Source organism: Streptomyces sp. NBC_00523, from assembly GCF_036346615.1.
Lineage (GTDB): Bacteria > Actinomycetota > Actinomycetes > Streptomycetales > Streptomycetaceae > Streptomyces.
The window spans coordinates 34,289-48,744 of sequence record NZ_CP107836.1 but is presented as its reverse complement, the minus strand read 5'-3'; the positions used below and the strand labels follow the sequence as shown (position 1 = coordinate 48,744).

Here is a 14,456-nt window from a genome sequence, read left to right as displayed (position 1 = left end):
TGGCCCTAGCTCCCCGACAGCACCAGCCCCGCCGCCCCCAGCAGCGTGCCGGTGTCCGCGGCCTCGCCCAGGACCACGGTGGGCAGCTCGCCGCCGCCGAGCGCGTCGGCGCGCAGCCGCGACTCGACCAGGGCCCGGAACGGCTCGCCGCCGTCCAGGGCCTCGCCGTGCAGCACGAACAGGCCGCACGCGAACAGCTGCTGGACGGTGGCCAGGCCCAGCACCAGGTTCTCCGCGTACCGGTCGACAAGACGGGCGGCGGCCGGCGCGTCGGACGCCACCAGGGCCGCCAGCGTGGCCTCGCCCTGCGAGAAGCCGTGCTCGGCGGCGCGCTCACGCAGCCACCGGGTCGTCGCCACGGTCTTCCAGCAGCCACGCCGTCCGCAGGTACAGAACTCACCGCTCGCGGTGACCGTCATGTGGGCACCGCTGCGGCCGCCGGCCGGGGCGAGCACCTCCCCTTCGTAGAGGATGCCCACGCCGAGGACGTCGCCGGTCGCGACGGAGGCGAACGAGCGCCGGCCGCGCCCCGCACCGAACCAGCGGTCACCGAGCACCTGCACACGCGCCCGGTGCTCGACCCGCACCGGTGCGCCCGACAGGTCAGCGAGCCGGTCGGCCACCGGGTGGCCGCGCAGCGCCGGGGCGTCGTTCACCTCGATGATCCGGCCCGCCACGGGGTCCACCACACCGGCCGCCGCCACGCCCACCCCGAGCAGGGACTGCCCGTCGAAGACCGCAGCGGCCTCGCGCAGCGCCGCGTCCACCAGGGACGGGTCCGAGCCGGCCGGGTCGAAGCGGGCCTCCGTCCGCGCGCGCACGGCTCCGGCGCGGGTGAGCAGCGCGGCACGCACCAGACCGGGCAGCACCTCGACGGCGCCCAGCACACCGCCGTCCCGGCCGGCCGGCTCGTCCGGCCGCAGGTCGGGAACCAACCGCAAAGGAATACGTTCATGCGCCATGCGCCGACTCTGTCATGCCCCCGGACCGGGGAGACAGCGGCATGACCCACCGCAATCTCACCGAGACCACCTGGCGCGAGACACGGGCGGCGGCGCCCGAGGCGATCGCCGTCCTGCCGATCGGCTCCCAGGAGCAGCACGCCGAGCACCTGCCGATGGGCACCGACACGATGCTCGCCGACGCCGTGGTCTCCCGCGCCCTGGCCCTGCTCGACGAGCGCGCCGCCACCGGGGAGGCTGTGCCCGCCCTTGTACGCCTGCCGACCCTGCCGTACGGACACAGCCCGCACCATCTGTTCGCGGCGGCGCTCACCCTGTCGGCGCCGGTGCTCGGCATGGTGCTCGACGAGCTCCTCGACTCGCTGGCCGCCTGCGGCTACCGCCGGGTCCTCGTCGTCAACGGTCACGGGGGCAACGACGAGATCATGCGGCTCGCGGTCAAGCGGTTCGCGCTGCGCGCCGACGTGACGGCGGCCGCGTGCTCGTACTGGACGCTCACCGACACCGGTGAGCCCGCCGACGCGGTGGAACCGGACGGCCTGGTGCCCGGACACGCCGGCTGGTTCGAGACGTCGCTGATGCTGGCTGCGCAGCCGGAGCTGGTACGGGACGAGCGGGCCGGGCACGCGCCGGTCGAGCCCCCGCCCCTCTTCGACAAGCCGCCCTACCCCGGACTGACCGTGGAGCGGCACGGCGAGTGGGAGCGGGTGGGCGGCGCCACCGACGACGCGGCCGGTGCCGACGCCGTGCACGGAGAGCGCCTGCTCGACCGGCGCGCCCGCGGCCTGGCCCGCGCCGTACTCGCCTTCGACGCCGCGTCGCGCCCCCTGGCGTGACCCCCACCACCTCACACAAGGAAGTACACATGAAGATCACCGAGGTCGACGTCCACGTCGTCAACCTGCCCCTCGTCAACCCGTTCACCAGCTCCTTCGAGACGAAGACCGGGGAGACGCGCACCGTGGTGCGCATCAAGACCGACTCCGGCGTCGAGGGCTGGGGCGAGACGATGTGGGGCCGACCGGTCGCCGCGATCGTCCGCGACCTCGCCGAGGACCTGATCGGTACCAGCCCGTTCGCCCTGGAGGCTTTCCACCGCCGCCACCACATGGTGCCGTTCTTCTACGGCTACCTGGGATACGCGGCGCTCGCCGCGATCGACGTCGCCTGCTGGGACGCCATGGGCAAGGCCACCGGGCAGTCGGTCACCGACCTGCTCGGCGGCCCGGTGCGCGACCAGGTGCCGCTGACCGCCCTGATCACACGCGCCGACGCCCCCGGAGCCGGTGCGGAGGACCTGCCGCGCGCCCTTGCCGAGCACACCGAGCGCGTGGTCGCCGAGGGCGGCTTCACGGCCGTGAAGCTCAAGGGCACCAAGGACGTCCAGGGCGACGTCGCGATCCTGCGGGCCGTGCGCGCCGCGCTGCCCGAGATCGACCTGCGCGTCGACCCGAATGCCGCCTGGTCGGTGCCGGACTCGATCCGAGCCGGTATCGCCCTGGAGGAACTGGACCTGGAGTACCTGGAGGACCCCTGCGTCGGGATCGAGGGGATGAGCCAGGTCCGCCAGAAGGTACGCATCCCGCTGTGCACCAACATGTGCGTGGTCCGGTTCGAGGACTTCGCACCCGCGATGCGGCTGAACGCCGTCGACGTGATCCACGGTGACGTCTACAAGTGGGGCGGCATCTCCGCCACGAAGGCGCTCGCCGCGCACTGCGAGACGTTCGGCCTGGGCATGAACCTGCACAGCGGCGGCGAACTGGGCATCGCCACGGCGGCCCACCTCGCGGTCGTCGCCAGCACCCCGGTGCTGTCGCGCGCCATCGACTCCATGTACTACCTGCACGCGGACGACATCATCGAGCCGCTCACGCTGTCCGGCGGCAGCCTGCGGGTCCCGGACGGACCGGGTCTCGGGGTCACCGTCGACGAGGACAAGCTCCGCCACTACGCGGGGGTCAACGCCGCGGAAGGAGACCTCACCAAGTGACCGCCGACAGCCCCCTCACCCCGCGCCGTGCCGTCACCACGGCCGGAGCACCGGCACCGATCGGCGGCTACAGCCAGGGCATCGCCGCGGGCCCGTACCTGTTCACCTCGGGCTTCGGCCCGCAGGACCCGGCCACCGGCGCACTGGGCGACACCATCGAGGAGCAGACCCGCCAGGTCCTGGCCAACGTGAGTGCCCTGCTCGCCGCCGACGGGCTCACGCTCGACGACGTGGTCAAGGCAACGGTCCACCTCCAGGACGTGCACCGCGACTTCGCCGGCTTCGACCGCGTGTACCGGGAGCACTTCAACGAGCCGAGGCCGGTGCGCACCACGGTCGGCTCCCAGTTGATGGGCATCCTCGTGGAGATCGACGTGGTGGCGCTGCGCCGCGCTTCCTGACCGGGGCCGGGTTACGCGTCAGGGCCGGCCCGTCCGAGGACGAGCCGGCCCTGGCCCGCAGCGAGGGGCCGACCCGTCCGGCCCGGGACCACGCCACGCCTCGTAGGATCGGCACATGGTGGCCCTTGTACCGTCGTTCGTCTGCTTCCTCCTGTTCTGTGTCGGTGTGGTGCGAGACCGCCGCCGCATGAGCAACGCGGTTCTGCTGGGCCTGTCCACCGTCCTCGCGGTGATCGGGCTCCTCCTGCATGTGGCTTCCGAGCGAGCCCAGTTGGGCCACGATCTCGTCGTCGTGCTCCTGACCCTCGCGGGCGTGGGCGTCGTCACGCTTGCGTGGTTCCTCATCGCCAACGGAATCACCATGGTCCGCAAAGAGGGCAGGAGCCCGGCGAACCTGCTGTCCCTGGGGGCCGGCATCGCCCTGGTAGCCCTGCTCGCGCTGCTGATCACCTCGCTGGTGCTGCACACCCACACCCTTCTGGTGGTGGCGGCGACGGCGGTGGCGCTCGCCGGATACATCGCCTTCCTGTTCCTCTGCTTCCTCGTCTACGGGGCCCTTTACGGGCGTCTGCGCATCCGGCGCCGGGCGGACTACGTGGTGGTCCTCGGCTCGGGCCTCATCGGCGGCACCACCGTGCCCCCGCTGCTGGCCGGCCGTCTCGACCGGGCCCGAAAGGAACACTCCAGGCTGTCGCGGAAGGGCCGGCGCCCGGTCCTGCTCACCTCGGGAGGGCAGGGACCCGACGAAAAGCTGCCGGAGTCCCACGCGATGGCCGACTACCTGGTCACCCAGGGCTTCCCCGCCGATCTGATCGAACGCGAGGACCGCTCGACCACCACGGACGAGAACCTGACGTTCAGCAAAACCCTGATGGAGCAGGCGAATCCGGACTACCGGTGCGTGATCGTCACGAACAACTACCACGTCTTCCGCGCCGCGATCATCGCCCGCCGCGCCGGCGTCCGGGGCCATGTGATCGGCGCCCCGACCGCCGCGTACTTCTGGCCGAGCGCCATGATCCGCGAGTTCGTGGCCCTCTTGGTCGCCTACCGTCGCACCAACGCCGTTCTCTTCCTGCTCGTCCTGCTCAGCGGCGTCTTCATCTGGTGGCTGGGGTGATCGAAACCGGCGTGCGGTGGCTTGCGGGGGCGCTGTCGCGGACGTCTCGGCCGCCCCGATGACCGACCTTGTGATGGGGGGGAGTACCCCGACGGCGGCTCTGAGGACCGCGGGTACATGGCCGTCACGACCCTCGTAGCGGGGTGCGCGTCAGGGCGTTCAACACGCACTTGGCCGAGCGGAGGCAGGCCCCGGTCCGCGCGGCGCAGACCCGCGTGCTGGCCGAGGCGGTCGCCCGCTACGACCGCACGATCGTCCTCGGTGACTTCAACGCGATGCCGGCCGCCTCCGAACTCACCGTGATGTGGGCCCTTCGCGGCTTCGCGCCGCTGGAGCAACGGGTGCATCTCACCCCGTGGTCGGACCACGATCTGGTGCAGGTCGATCTGAGTCATGCCTCGGGCCACACGGGGAAGGAAGGAGGGTCCCAGAACTAGGGAGGCTGTTGTGGAGCGGGATCGGATCGGACTGGCAGAGGTGCTCGCCGCGGCCGAGGCTGCCGCGCCGGTGCGCTCCCTCGACGTCGTGGCGCAGATTCTGCGCGAGCGGTTCGGAGCGCGGCATGTGTCGTTTCTGTTCGTCGACGTCGTGGGCCGGCGACTGCTGCGCGTCCATGAGGAGAGGACGACGGCACGAGAGCACGGCGCCGACCAGGTGCTCTTGGCGGGCAGTGTGTACGACGATGTCCTGCGCACCCAGAAGCCGGTCATGGCGCTCGATGGCGGAGAGGGCAGACGGGTGCTCGCCCCGGTCACCAACCGAGGGGACGCCATCGGCGTGCTGGAGCTCTATCTCGCCGACGCCTCGGAGGACGTGCTGGAGCAGGTCGCGGAGGTCGCGCACGCACTGGCGTATGTCATTGTCACCGACCGCCGCTTCACCGACCTCTATCACTGGGGCAACCGCACCGCCTCGGTCACCCTGGCCGCGGAGATCCAGCGCCAGCTCCTTCCCTCGGCGCCCTCCTGCGAGGCACCCGAGTTCACTCTCGCCGGGGCCCTGGTGCCGGCCTCCGACATCGCCGGTGACACCTACGACTACAGCCTCGATGGGCACACCCTGCACCTGTCGATCACCGACGCCATGGGCCACGACGTCGACGCCTCGCTCATGGCCACCCTGGTGGTCAACGCCTCCCGTGGCGCCCGCCGCGCGGGCCTGGACCTGGCCGAACAGGCCCGCCAGACGCACCGGGCGCTCCTCGACCACGGCCGCCGGACCTTCGCCACCGGTCAGCTCCTGCGCATCGCCCTGGACGGCACCAGCGCCGAGCTGGTCAACGCCGGCCACGTCTGGCCGCTGCGATTGCGCGACGGCGAGGTCGAGGAGATCCGCCTGAACATCAATCTCCCCTTCGGTGTCTCTCCGCAGGGCGCTTATCAGGTACAGGACCTCGACCTGCGCCCTGGAGACCGCATCCTCCTCTACACAGACGGCATGCAGGAACGCCAGGCGACAGCCGTCGACCTGCCCCGCCTTCTCCGCGACACCGCCGGCGAGCACCCCCGAGAGGCCGTGCGCGCCATGGTCACCGCGGTCACCGAAGCCTGCGACGGCCATGTCCAGGACGACGCCACCGTCCTGTGCCTGGACTGGTACGGCCCGACCCGCCCGAGATGAAACCACGACACATCTAGGGCCTTTCCTTTGGATCATGCCGGGCTCGCGGGCTGTGGCGCCGCGCCTCGCCGGTCACGATGAGGCGGTCGCCCGGTGCGTCGAGCAGGGCGACGAGCGCGGCCGGGCCCGCGTCCGCCTGTTCCAGGAGGCGTCCGTAGCGTTCAGTGTCCTGCTGGTGCCCGGCCAGGTCCGTCTCCTGGATGTTGGCGACCACGGAGACCGGCACGGCTGCGAGGCCGCTGCGTCCCGACTCCGGTACGACCGCGCAGGCGCGGCCGAGGGCGATGAGCTGGCTGAGCTGCGTGTGGTCGCGCACCTGCGGCCCGGGGCCGTCGGGGAAGGCAACCGTCGGAGAAGGCAACCGTCGGGACGCGGCCAGCGGGGCAGAGGGAGGTCGGGAAGGCCGCTGACCTCGGCGAGCCGCAGTGGGGAGCGGGTGCTGAGCGGGTAACCGGCCGGGATGGCCACGACCTGGCTCCCGGTGTACAGGTCCTCGGTGTCGAAGCCGGTCGTGTCGTCGAAGGGCCGGTGCAGCAGGGCCTCGTCAGCCTGGCCCGTACGCAGCACCAGTGCCTGTTCGCCCGGCCTGCACAGCAGGACGTCCACGGCGACGGCACCGGGCTCGGCGGCGTAGGCATCGAGGAGCTTCGCCAGCAGCTCGCTGGACGCCCCGTCTTGGCGGCCAGGACCACGGCGGGTCGCCCGTCCGAGGCGAGGGCGGCCCGGCGGGTGCGCCGTTCGGCGGCCTCCACGGCGTCCAGCGCGAAGCGGGCCTCCTGGAGCAGCACCGCCCCCGCACCGGTCAGGGCAACCCCCCGGCTGCCGCGCTCCAGCAGCACGGCGCCCAGACGTCGCTCAAGCCCGCTGATCGCCGGAGAAGGATCGATGACATGACTGAGACGAACACCGAGACCACCCCAAGGTCGCGCTGGTGACCGGCGGCGACAAGGGCATCGGGTACGAGATCGCCGCCGGGCTCGGCGCGCTCGGCTGGTCGGTCGGCGTCGGCGCGCGGGACGACGAGCGGCGCGAGGCCGCCGTGGACGAGCACGCGCGGGCGGGGCCGACGCGTTCGGCGTGCCGCTGGACGTGACCGACGACGCGAGCGTGGCCGCGGCGGCCCGGCTGATCGAGGAGCGCACCGCCTCGACGCGCTCGTCAACAACGCGGGCATCACCGGGGGCGGACCTCAGGAGCCCACGACCGTCGACGTGAATCGGGTACGGGCGGCTGCTTCGACGACGAGGGAGAGGTCCCCTGGTGACACGTTTCCGGTTCGCGCCGCCGGATGGGCGCGTACCCGTTCACCGTTCTTCGGGTGGCCGGCCCGAGACGCCGACGTACCAGTCGTCGGCCTCCGTCATCCCGTCCATGCTCGGCTGGTAGGGCTTGACGATGTTGTCGGCGTCCTTGAAGTACACCGTGACGCAGAGCGGGTACCGCGCTCCCGTCGGCGCCGTGACGGTCTCCCGGGGGGCCACCCAGACGAACTTTCCCGGCTGGGTCCACTTCTGGCGGGCGAAGGTCAAGGTGGGGTCGGCCGTACCCAGCTGCAGCAGCTCCGACCAGCTCATGTGCGTCACGGTCCGAGCCTAGGGCGCCGACTCCGCGACGGGGAAGAGGAGTTGACAGCGCGGGACATCGAGGGATAGAAGGCGCCGGGCCGCCGTCGTCAGGGTGCCGGGAGGGGGAATCGTGTGGAACCTACGGAATCCGGCGCATTCAGGGGTTTCGGTTTTCGCTCCCCATGGATTGCCGGGGAGGCGCACAGGGCCTCCGGACCGGGGGTGGTGCCGCCGTGGCCACGGAACGGCACCAGCCCCGTCTTCGCCGGGTGCGTCAGCCGATGTTCGGACCGTTGTCGTTCGCCAGGTTCAGGCCGAAGCGGGCCTCGAGCACCGGGGCGCCCAGGTCGACCGGGTTGAAGGCGAACGAGCCCGTGGCGGTCAGGCCCGAGGAAGCGCCCCGCAGCGACCACACGGCACCACCGTCCGCGACAGCGTCGAGGTCCTCGTCGGGTGCACCGGCTGCCAGGTCTGCCTTGCCGTCCTTGTTGATGTCGAGCAGCCGGACCGATCCGCCGAAGTGGTCACCGGCCTCCGCCACGCCCGGCACCCCGGCCGAGTCCTGGTGGAAGGACTGCGAACCGGTACCGCTCAGTCCGCCGGAGCCACCCTTCAGCAGCACCACGGCGCCTGCCCCCTCGGCCGTCTCGATGGCCTCGAAAGGCACACCGGCGGCCAGATCCGCGTAGCCGTCGCCGTTGACGTCACCCGCGCTGAGCCGGGCGCCGAACTGGTCTCCCCTCTCGCCCACCCCGGGCACACCCGCGGTGTCCTGGGTGATCGTCTTCGTACGGGTGGTGCTGAGCCCGGACGCGGAACCGTAGTAGATCTTCACGGTTCCGGGGTCGGTGGCCAGGTCCTCCGTGATGCCGTTCGGGACCACCCGGGTGGCGAGGTCGTCCTTGCCGTCCTTGTCGAAGTCACCGACCGCGGTGGCCGCGGCGCTCGGGAGCGGGGTCGAGGTCTTGGACAGTCCCTTGGAGGTGCCCAGCCACAGCTTGCCGCCCTCGGCGTGGTTCTCGTACGCGAAGAACGTGCACAGGTCGTCGATACCGTCACCATTGAAGTCGCCCGCGGCGGTGTCCGACATGTCGTTGTCCGTGTCGGACATGAAGATTCCCTGCTCGCCGGCGGGCTTCCCGGCCCGGGTGAACGGCCCGTAGAGCACGTCGCGCTGCCACCCGTCGTCACCGTTCAGCATCATCAGATCCGTCGTCCCGTCGCCGTTGAAGTCGCCGGCGGTGAGGTCGTCTCCGATCTGGTAGTCGGGCGACGTAGGCACACGGACCGCGCCCTGCCCGGTGATGCCGCCGGAGCTGCCCCACAGCAGGATGACGGAGCCGTTGATGGCGTACCCCTCGCCCACGAACCGCTCATGGGTGACCAGAGCGAGGTCGGTCAGCCCGTCGTGGTCGAGGTCCTCGGCAACCATCCGGTAGCCGAAGGCCTGGCCGACTCCGGGCGTCCCCGGCACGCCCGCTGTGTTCTGGTCGATGACCGTGGTGTTCGCCGTCGTCAGGCCGTTGGACGACCCGTAGCTGACGGCGATGTAGCCGGCCCGTGCGTGCCCGGCCACCGTGGCGGCGGGGGCGGCGACGGCGAGGTCCTGATAGCCGTCGCCGTTGAAGTCCTCGCGCACGGTGGTAGCCGCGCTTCCCCCGGTTGCACCGCTGGGAGCCGCGACTGCCGCGCCTCCCGACAACGCTGTAACGGCGCAGACGGCTAGGGCCAATGTGGTGCACATGCCCACAAATCTCTCCTTGGTCGCGTACGCGGAGCCACTGGCGTACGAGGTATGAGGGCTCGCATCGGAGACCCCCATGACGGGGAGAAGGTTGCACGACAAACGAAAAATGAACTCGCCTACAGCGCAAGGCAGTCGACGCAAGCGGCTGATTCGGGGAGGCCCGCAAGTGGTTTCCGGACCGGCGCCTGACGATCGGACCTGCTAGGGGACCGGGCGCGCAGCTGCTGGGTGCTGTGTGCGGCTCACAGGGCCCCGAGTGAACGCCACTTGTCTGCATGCAACACCGGCGTCACCACGATGGCGTGGAAGCGTTCCGACGCGCGGAAGGCAATCACCACTTCACCTGGATCGTTCCCGTCGTGGACACCCTCGATTCCGGCCTTGTCGATGCGCCAGCCGTCCGCCCTGGTCTTGAGATCCGCGTTGGATTTGAAGTGGAGGTGGTCGTCGCAGACCTCCACGACACCGGCGATCTCCTCCTGCACCCCGGATGCTTCGAGCGCGGTCGCGTCAGCCATCAGCGCCTTGCCTGTTCTCACGGCATCCACGATCCGCTCGATCTGTGTGTTGGCCCTGCGCCTGATCCACCAATTGCGAAGGCCCATCCTGATTCCCGTCCCAATAGCAAAACGATTCGTTCAGTGTGCATGTACTGGGTGATCAGCCTAGAGGCGGGGCCGTCCGGCTCATGGCCGAGGGCGAGGGCGGAGGCGGCGCTCACGTCCGTAACGGCTCAGCCGTCGACCAGGCGGCGCAACGCGCGGCGAGCCAGTGGTGCGCACGCGATCACGACCGGCGCGGTCCCGTCGATGCGCACCTCGGCTTCCGTACCGATCGGCGTGCCGGCCCGAACGGTATGCCACAGACGCATGCCCACCGGCCCCACCCGCACGCGCCACCGCCAGGTACGGGCCCGATGGTCGACGGCCTCCACGACGAAGCCGACGCCGGGGCCCATCACGGGCATCACCAGACCGCGCATCCCCACCCGCAACTCCGCTTCCGCCTCTACGGCCCGGATCTGCGGAGCCCACGTGCTCCAGGCGGCCGTTCGCACGTACCGCAGCCAGCCCGATTCCACACTCGCCGCGCCCACAGCGCACACCGTTTTTCGCACCCTCCCACCATGCGCACAGACGGCCCAAGGGCGCTGGTGGCAGGGCCATGTGTCGCGCTCTCACCGGGGGCTGCCATCATGTACGCGACACATCCCTACCGTTCTGGAGCCGCAACCATCATGCTCACCAGGCCTCTCGTCACCAGCGTCCTGATCACCGCGTTCGCCTTCGGCGGTTCGCTCGCCGTCAGCCCGGTCGCGGCTGCGTCGGCCTCGGCAGGATGCCAGTACAAGGTCGTGTGGCCGACCGCTGGTGTCTATGAGGACCCGAACCCGAGCAGTGCCGTCGTCAAGACGAAGTACGCCGGCGACATCGTCGGCGCGGCCACGTGTGAGGGCGCCTCCTACAACGAGTACGGCTATGTGCTGGTCACCACCGACGCGGCCGCGGATGGGCGGGGGTGGATGCGCGAGGGCGCGGTTGTCGCCCTCTGAGCGGTGGGACGAGCACCCCGCCCCGGCGACCGAACGCGCCGATGACAAGTCGTTCAAACGGGTGAAACCACAGGCAACTGCGGGGATCAGTCAGGCGGAAGGGTGATTTCCCGGGCCGTCGTGTGTCCTGGTGAGCGGTGTGGGGGAGAGGTCAGCAGGTTCCTCGCCCCGTTCCATGAGCGTCTCGGCTCCTCCGACGATCAGCGGGTCGGGCTCACCGATGGCCTCCGGGTCCTTGTTGTCGTAAGGGATGCGCCACAGCAGACTGCGCATCGCCTCCAGGCGCCCGCGCCGTTTGTCATTGTTTTTGACAACGGTCCAAGGAGCGTATTCGGTGTCGGTCGCGCGGAACATCGCAACCTTGGCTTTTGTGTAGGCGTCCCACAGGTCCAGTGAGGCGACATCGGTCGGTGACAGCTTCCACCGCCGCAGGGGGTCCACCTGCCGGATCGCGAAGCGGGTGCGTTGCTCTGCCCGCGAGACCGAGAACCAGAACTTGATCAGGATGATCCCGTCGTCCACGAGCATTTCCTCGAAGACGGGGCACTGGCGAAGAAACCGGTTGTACTCCTCATCGGCGCAGAATCCCATCACCTTCTCCACGCCGGCCCGGTTGTACCAGGAACGGTCGAAGAACACGATCTCTCCGCGCGCGGGCAGGTGCGGTACATACCGCTGGAAGTACCACTGTCCCGCCTCGCGATCGGACGGTTTGTCCAGGGCCACGATCCGTGCGCCACGAGGGTTGAGCCGTTCACTGAAGCGCTGAATCGTTCCCCCCTTACCAGCCGCGTCTCGTCCCTCGAAGAGGGCGACGATTCTGGCCCCGGACTCCTGAGCCCACCGTTGGAGTTTCAGCAGCTCGATTTGCAGAACACGCTTGGTGCGCTCGTACTCCTTGCGCCGCAGTCTGTGGTCGTAGGGGTGATTGTCGCGCCACGTCTGGATGACCTCGCCGGAATCGTCCAGCAGCATCGGCCGCTCGGGCCGGCTTTCGTCCACGCTCAGACCGCGCAGCAGCCGCGCTCGCTCTTCTGCCTCGTTCATGCCGTTTGCCGTACCCCCGGGTGCTTTGCCTACGCTTTGCCGTGGGCGAGTCGTGACTGCTCAACTGGATCGGCGCTCGCAGACCTGACCCGCACCATAACGCGGGCCGGCCGCAGCCATCCGGAACCTGAGCCCCGACGCTCCGAGGCCCACCACCTGTACGCGTCAGAGCCCCCGGCCCCTGCGCTACGCCGACCAGTGCGCCGCGTCCGGGGCCGGGCCGAGGACCGGGCCCGTGGACATGCGGTCCAGCGGGCGAGACCTACGGGACGGATCGGCCGTTCCATTCGCGGTCCAGAATGGCGTGGACGACAGAATCGCGCCATTGCCCGGCTTTGAAGATGTGTTCGCGGATGGTTCCTTCCTCGGCCATCCCGGCGGCGGTCAAGGTCTTCGCCGACGCTGTGTTGTGCGGGGATCGTGCTCCCCAGACGCGGTGCAGGTCCAGGTCCTCGAAACCGAGCCCGAGGAGCAGGCGGACCGTTTCGAGGCCGAGACCGGACCCCCAGGTGTCGGGGCGGAGCGCGAATCCCATCGTGGCTCCGCGCGGCTGATGAGGGTCGGCGGCGAGCCGGCCGAACCCGATCACCTCACCTGTGTCCCGCTGGACAACAGCCAGTCCGTACTGGGTACGCGGCGTCTGCGCTGCCGACGCGACGAACCCGGACACGATCTCCTCGACCTGCTCGCGCGTGCGCGGAGTGAAGGACATGTGCTCGGTCGCCGCGGCGCTGCCGTAGACGGCCAGAATCGCGTCGACGTCCGCATCGGCGATTTCGCGCAGACCGACACGTGGGGCGGAGCGGCTGATCGGATACATGGCTCGTGACCCTATCGTCAAGGCAGCTTGCCCGGCGAAGGGCCTGCGTGCAGTTGCAGCGGTGGTATCCACGGAGGGAATGTCCGACTCGAAGCCGAGGGGAGCCGGGGCTCAGCCGGCGTTCAGGGCCGAATCGTCGAGCGTGCGGGCCCCGGGCAGTTGGTGCCGGGCCGCGATCAGTGCCGCGTCGATGTCGCGGGTGCCGGTGGACACGCACAATGTGTAGGCGACATCATTCATGCGCCGGCGTACCTGCGCACTGTCCGCGTGCGACGCGTCCAAGGCGGCGAGGGCCTCGTACTGGTCGATCAGATTCCGCAGCACCGCGGGGTGGGCCATCAGCATCAAAGCACCGTCTTTCTCCACCTGAACCAACGGGTCAGGGCCGTGCACCCTTGTACCCGGTTCTCCGCCCCGCGCTCCCCGCCCTTCACATGCGCCCCGAGCACAGTTCAGGCACCGATTCCGCGGCCGGGGGAGGGCCGTCACGTAAATGCTCTTCGAGCCCCCTCGGGCACGGTTGATCGCGTTCGAACCCGTCCATCTGTCCGGCGAGGGCGAAGCTGTGCCACCGTGCAACGCCGGGCATGACGTGGTGGACCCGTCTGCTTGAGGCAGCAGTCGTGGTCCGGCATCGGACCGGGACCGTCCCGGTCGGTGGCCGGGACGGTCCGCCAGGTCAACGATCGCCAGGGCACCGTCGACGTCGAGGCGGTCGGCGTCTCCCGCCGTGAACAGCGCCGCGTCGAGAGGCCCGAGGTGGACCGACGGGTGCCGGAGCCGGGCCGACCCGCCGGGGACGACCGCCAGGACACGGGTGCCGGCTGCGGCCGGTACCGAGGTGCGGGGTGAGCGGGCGCGGGCGCGCCGCCGGCCCGTCGGCGCCTGGGACGTCGTCTACCGGGGCAAACCCGCTCACGCCGCGCTCGCTCCCTGGGAAGGCGTCAACGCCCTGGACGCGATCGCCCTCGCCCACACCGCTGTGGGCCTGCTGCGTCAGCAACTCCCTCCAGGCACCCTGGTCCACGACGTCGTCTTCGAGGCCGGCCGCGCGGTCAACGTCATCCCCGAGATGGCCCGAGCCCGTTACGAGCTGCGCGCCCGCACCACCGAGGACCTCGACCACGCCCGCCGGAGGGTGCGGGCCTGTCTGGAGGCCGCCGCGCTCGCCACCGGCGCCGAACTCGAACTCACGGCACACGGAGCGGACTTCGCCGACCTGCGCCAGGACGAGTTCCTCACCGCGGCCTACACCCGTGCGGCCCGCTCCCTCGGCCGCGACCCCGTGGACCGCCGGGGCGAGGTCATGGCTTCCACCGACATGGGCAACGTCTCTCACGTCCTCCCCGCGCTCCACCCCACCATCGGCTACGACACCGAGGGCGCCCACCACCACACCGCTTCCTTCGCCCGCTACGGCAACTCCCCAGGTGCCGACCGCGCCGTACTCGACGCCGCAACCGCGCTCGCCCGGGTCGGCGTGGAGCTGGCGACAGACGCGGAGCAGAGGCGACGCTGTCTTGCGCTTCTCGCTGACCGGCGACGAACGGAGACAGCCTCCCCGTGACCAGACCCTGTGGTGGCTCACCTGCCCGTACCGTGCGGCTACGACATAGAGCGGCGCCGACG

The 14,456-nt window shown here is 70.4% G+C and carries 16 protein-coding genes and 4 pseudogenes; 10 read left to right on the top strand and 10 right to left on the bottom strand.

Going from position 1 to position 14,456, the window contains the following annotated elements:
- Window positions 1–5: 5 nt before the first annotated feature.
- Complete coding sequence (locus OHS17_RS00270; protein ID WP_239079210.1) at window positions 6–962, bottom strand: ROK family protein; 957 nt, start codon at window positions 960–962, stop codon at window positions 6–8.
- Window positions 963–1,003: 41 nt separating this feature from the next.
- Here OHS17_RS00270 and OHS17_RS00265 point away from each other — a divergent pair, with 41 nt between their 5' ends.
- The 6 genes and pseudogenes from OHS17_RS00265 to OHS17_RS00240 all read left to right on the top strand — a co-directional run bounded on the left by OHS17_RS00265 (window position 1,004) and on the right by OHS17_RS00240 (window position 6,096).
- Window positions 1,004–1,798 (top strand): creatininase family protein, encoded by a 795-nt coding sequence (locus tag OHS17_RS00265; RefSeq protein WP_330310481.1) that lies wholly within the window; start codon window positions 1,004–1,006, stop codon window positions 1,796–1,798.
- A gap of 29 nt (window positions 1,799–1,827) precedes the next feature.
- Window positions 1,828–2,955 (top strand): mandelate racemase/muconate lactonizing enzyme family protein, encoded by a 1,128-nt coding sequence (locus OHS17_RS00260; RefSeq protein WP_164625103.1) that lies wholly within the window; start codon window positions 1,828–1,830, stop codon window positions 2,953–2,955.
- Complete coding sequence (locus OHS17_RS00255) at window positions 2,952–3,356, top strand: RidA family protein (protein WP_161207518.1); 405 nt, start codon at window positions 2,952–2,954, stop codon at window positions 3,354–3,356. Before OHS17_RS00260 ends, OHS17_RS00255 begins: the two co-directional genes overlap by 4 nt.
- A 115-nt stretch (window positions 3,357–3,471) precedes the next feature.
- Window positions 3,472–4,476, top strand: coding sequence for a YdcF family protein (locus OHS17_RS00250; protein WP_330310480.1), 1,005 nt, complete (start codon window positions 3,472–3,474; stop codon window positions 4,474–4,476).
- Window positions 4,477–4,501: 25 nt separating this feature from the next.
- Window positions 4,502–4,913: pseudogene (locus tag OHS17_RS00245) on the top strand (endonuclease/exonuclease/phosphatase family protein); the annotation flags it as partial.
- Between the two features lie 10 nt (window positions 4,914–4,923).
- Window positions 4,924–6,096, top strand: a complete 1,173-nt coding sequence (locus OHS17_RS00240; protein ID WP_330310479.1) for a PP2C family protein-serine/threonine phosphatase — start codon at window positions 4,924–4,926, stop codon at window positions 6,094–6,096.
- 64 nt (window positions 6,097–6,160) lie between these two features.
- Here the strand turns inward: OHS17_RS00240 and OHS17_RS00235 are convergent.
- A pseudogene (locus OHS17_RS00235) lies at window positions 6,161–6,310 on the bottom strand (phosphopentomutase); the annotation flags it as partial.
- Between the two features lie 3 nt (window positions 6,311–6,313).
- Window positions 6,314–6,974 (bottom strand): annotated as a pseudogene (locus OHS17_RS00230) (LysR substrate-binding domain-containing protein); the annotation flags it as partial.
- A gap of 50 nt (window positions 6,975–7,024) precedes the next feature.
- On the opposite strand from OHS17_RS00230, the pseudogene OHS17_RS00225 reads away from it, so the two are divergent.
- Window positions 7,025–7,337 (top strand): annotated as a pseudogene (locus OHS17_RS00225) (SDR family NAD(P)-dependent oxidoreductase); the annotation flags it as partial.
- 63 nt (window positions 7,338–7,400) lie between these two features.
- On the opposite strand, the gene OHS17_RS00220 reads toward OHS17_RS00225, so the two are convergent.
- From OHS17_RS00220 to OHS17_RS00205, 4 genes are all read right to left on the bottom strand, one after another.
- Window positions 7,401–7,670, bottom strand: coding sequence for a Thoeris anti-defense Tad2 family protein (locus tag OHS17_RS00220; protein WP_330315116.1), 270 nt, complete (start codon window positions 7,668–7,670; stop codon window positions 7,401–7,403).
- Window positions 7,671–7,935: 265 nt separating this feature from the next.
- Window positions 7,936–9,405 (bottom strand): FG-GAP and VCBS repeat-containing protein, encoded by a 1,470-nt coding sequence (locus OHS17_RS00215; RefSeq protein WP_383166444.1) that lies wholly within the window; start codon window positions 9,403–9,405, stop codon window positions 7,936–7,938.
- Between the two features lie 245 nt (window positions 9,406–9,650).
- A complete protein-coding gene (locus tag OHS17_RS00210; protein ID WP_330310477.1) occupies window positions 9,651–10,013 on the bottom strand; it encodes a hypothetical protein in 363 nt (120 codons plus the stop codon).
- A gap of 128 nt (window positions 10,014–10,141) precedes the next feature.
- Window positions 10,142–10,504, bottom strand: coding sequence for an SRPBCC family protein (locus OHS17_RS00205; RefSeq protein WP_330310476.1), 363 nt, complete (start codon window positions 10,502–10,504; stop codon window positions 10,142–10,144).
- A 141-nt stretch (window positions 10,505–10,645) separates the two neighbouring features.
- On the opposite strand from OHS17_RS00205, the gene OHS17_RS00200 reads away from it, so the two are divergent.
- The gene (locus tag OHS17_RS00200) at window positions 10,646–10,960 is read left to right on the top strand and encodes a glycosyltransferase (protein WP_330310475.1); all 315 of its coding nucleotides are present in this window, start codon (window positions 10,646–10,648) and stop codon (window positions 10,958–10,960) included.
- Window positions 10,961–11,050: 90 nt separating this feature from the next.
- Here OHS17_RS00200 and ppk2 read toward each other — a convergent pair whose 3' ends face one another.
- The 3 genes from ppk2 to OHS17_RS00185 form a co-directional block, all read right to left on the bottom strand.
- Window positions 11,051–12,007: a polyphosphate kinase 2 gene (ppk2, locus tag OHS17_RS00195; RefSeq protein WP_330310474.1), complete on the bottom strand. Its 957-nt coding sequence runs from the start codon at window positions 12,005–12,007 to the stop codon at window positions 11,051–11,053.
- Between the two features lie 262 nt (window positions 12,008–12,269).
- A complete protein-coding gene (locus OHS17_RS00190) occupies window positions 12,270–12,827 on the bottom strand; it encodes a GNAT family N-acetyltransferase (RefSeq protein WP_330310473.1) in 558 nt (185 codons plus the stop codon).
- A 111-nt stretch (window positions 12,828–12,938) separates the two neighbouring features.
- Window positions 12,939–13,172, bottom strand: a complete 234-nt coding sequence (locus OHS17_RS00185) for a DUF5133 domain-containing protein (protein ID WP_330310472.1) — start codon at window positions 13,170–13,172, stop codon at window positions 12,939–12,941.
- Window positions 13,173–13,436: 264 nt separating this feature from the next.
- On the opposite strand from OHS17_RS00185, the gene OHS17_RS00180 reads away from it, so the two are divergent.
- The gene (locus OHS17_RS00180) at window positions 13,437–13,679 is read left to right on the top strand and encodes a hypothetical protein (RefSeq protein ID WP_330310471.1); all 243 of its coding nucleotides are present in this window, start codon (window positions 13,437–13,439) and stop codon (window positions 13,677–13,679) included.
- The gene (locus OHS17_RS00175) at window positions 13,645–14,394 is read left to right on the top strand and encodes a peptidase dimerization domain-containing protein (protein ID WP_330310470.1); all 750 of its coding nucleotides are present in this window, start codon (window positions 13,645–13,647) and stop codon (window positions 14,392–14,394) included. The genes OHS17_RS00180 and OHS17_RS00175 overlap by 35 nt, the downstream gene beginning before the upstream one ends.
- The last annotated feature ends 62 nt before the right edge of the window (window positions 14,395–14,456 follow it).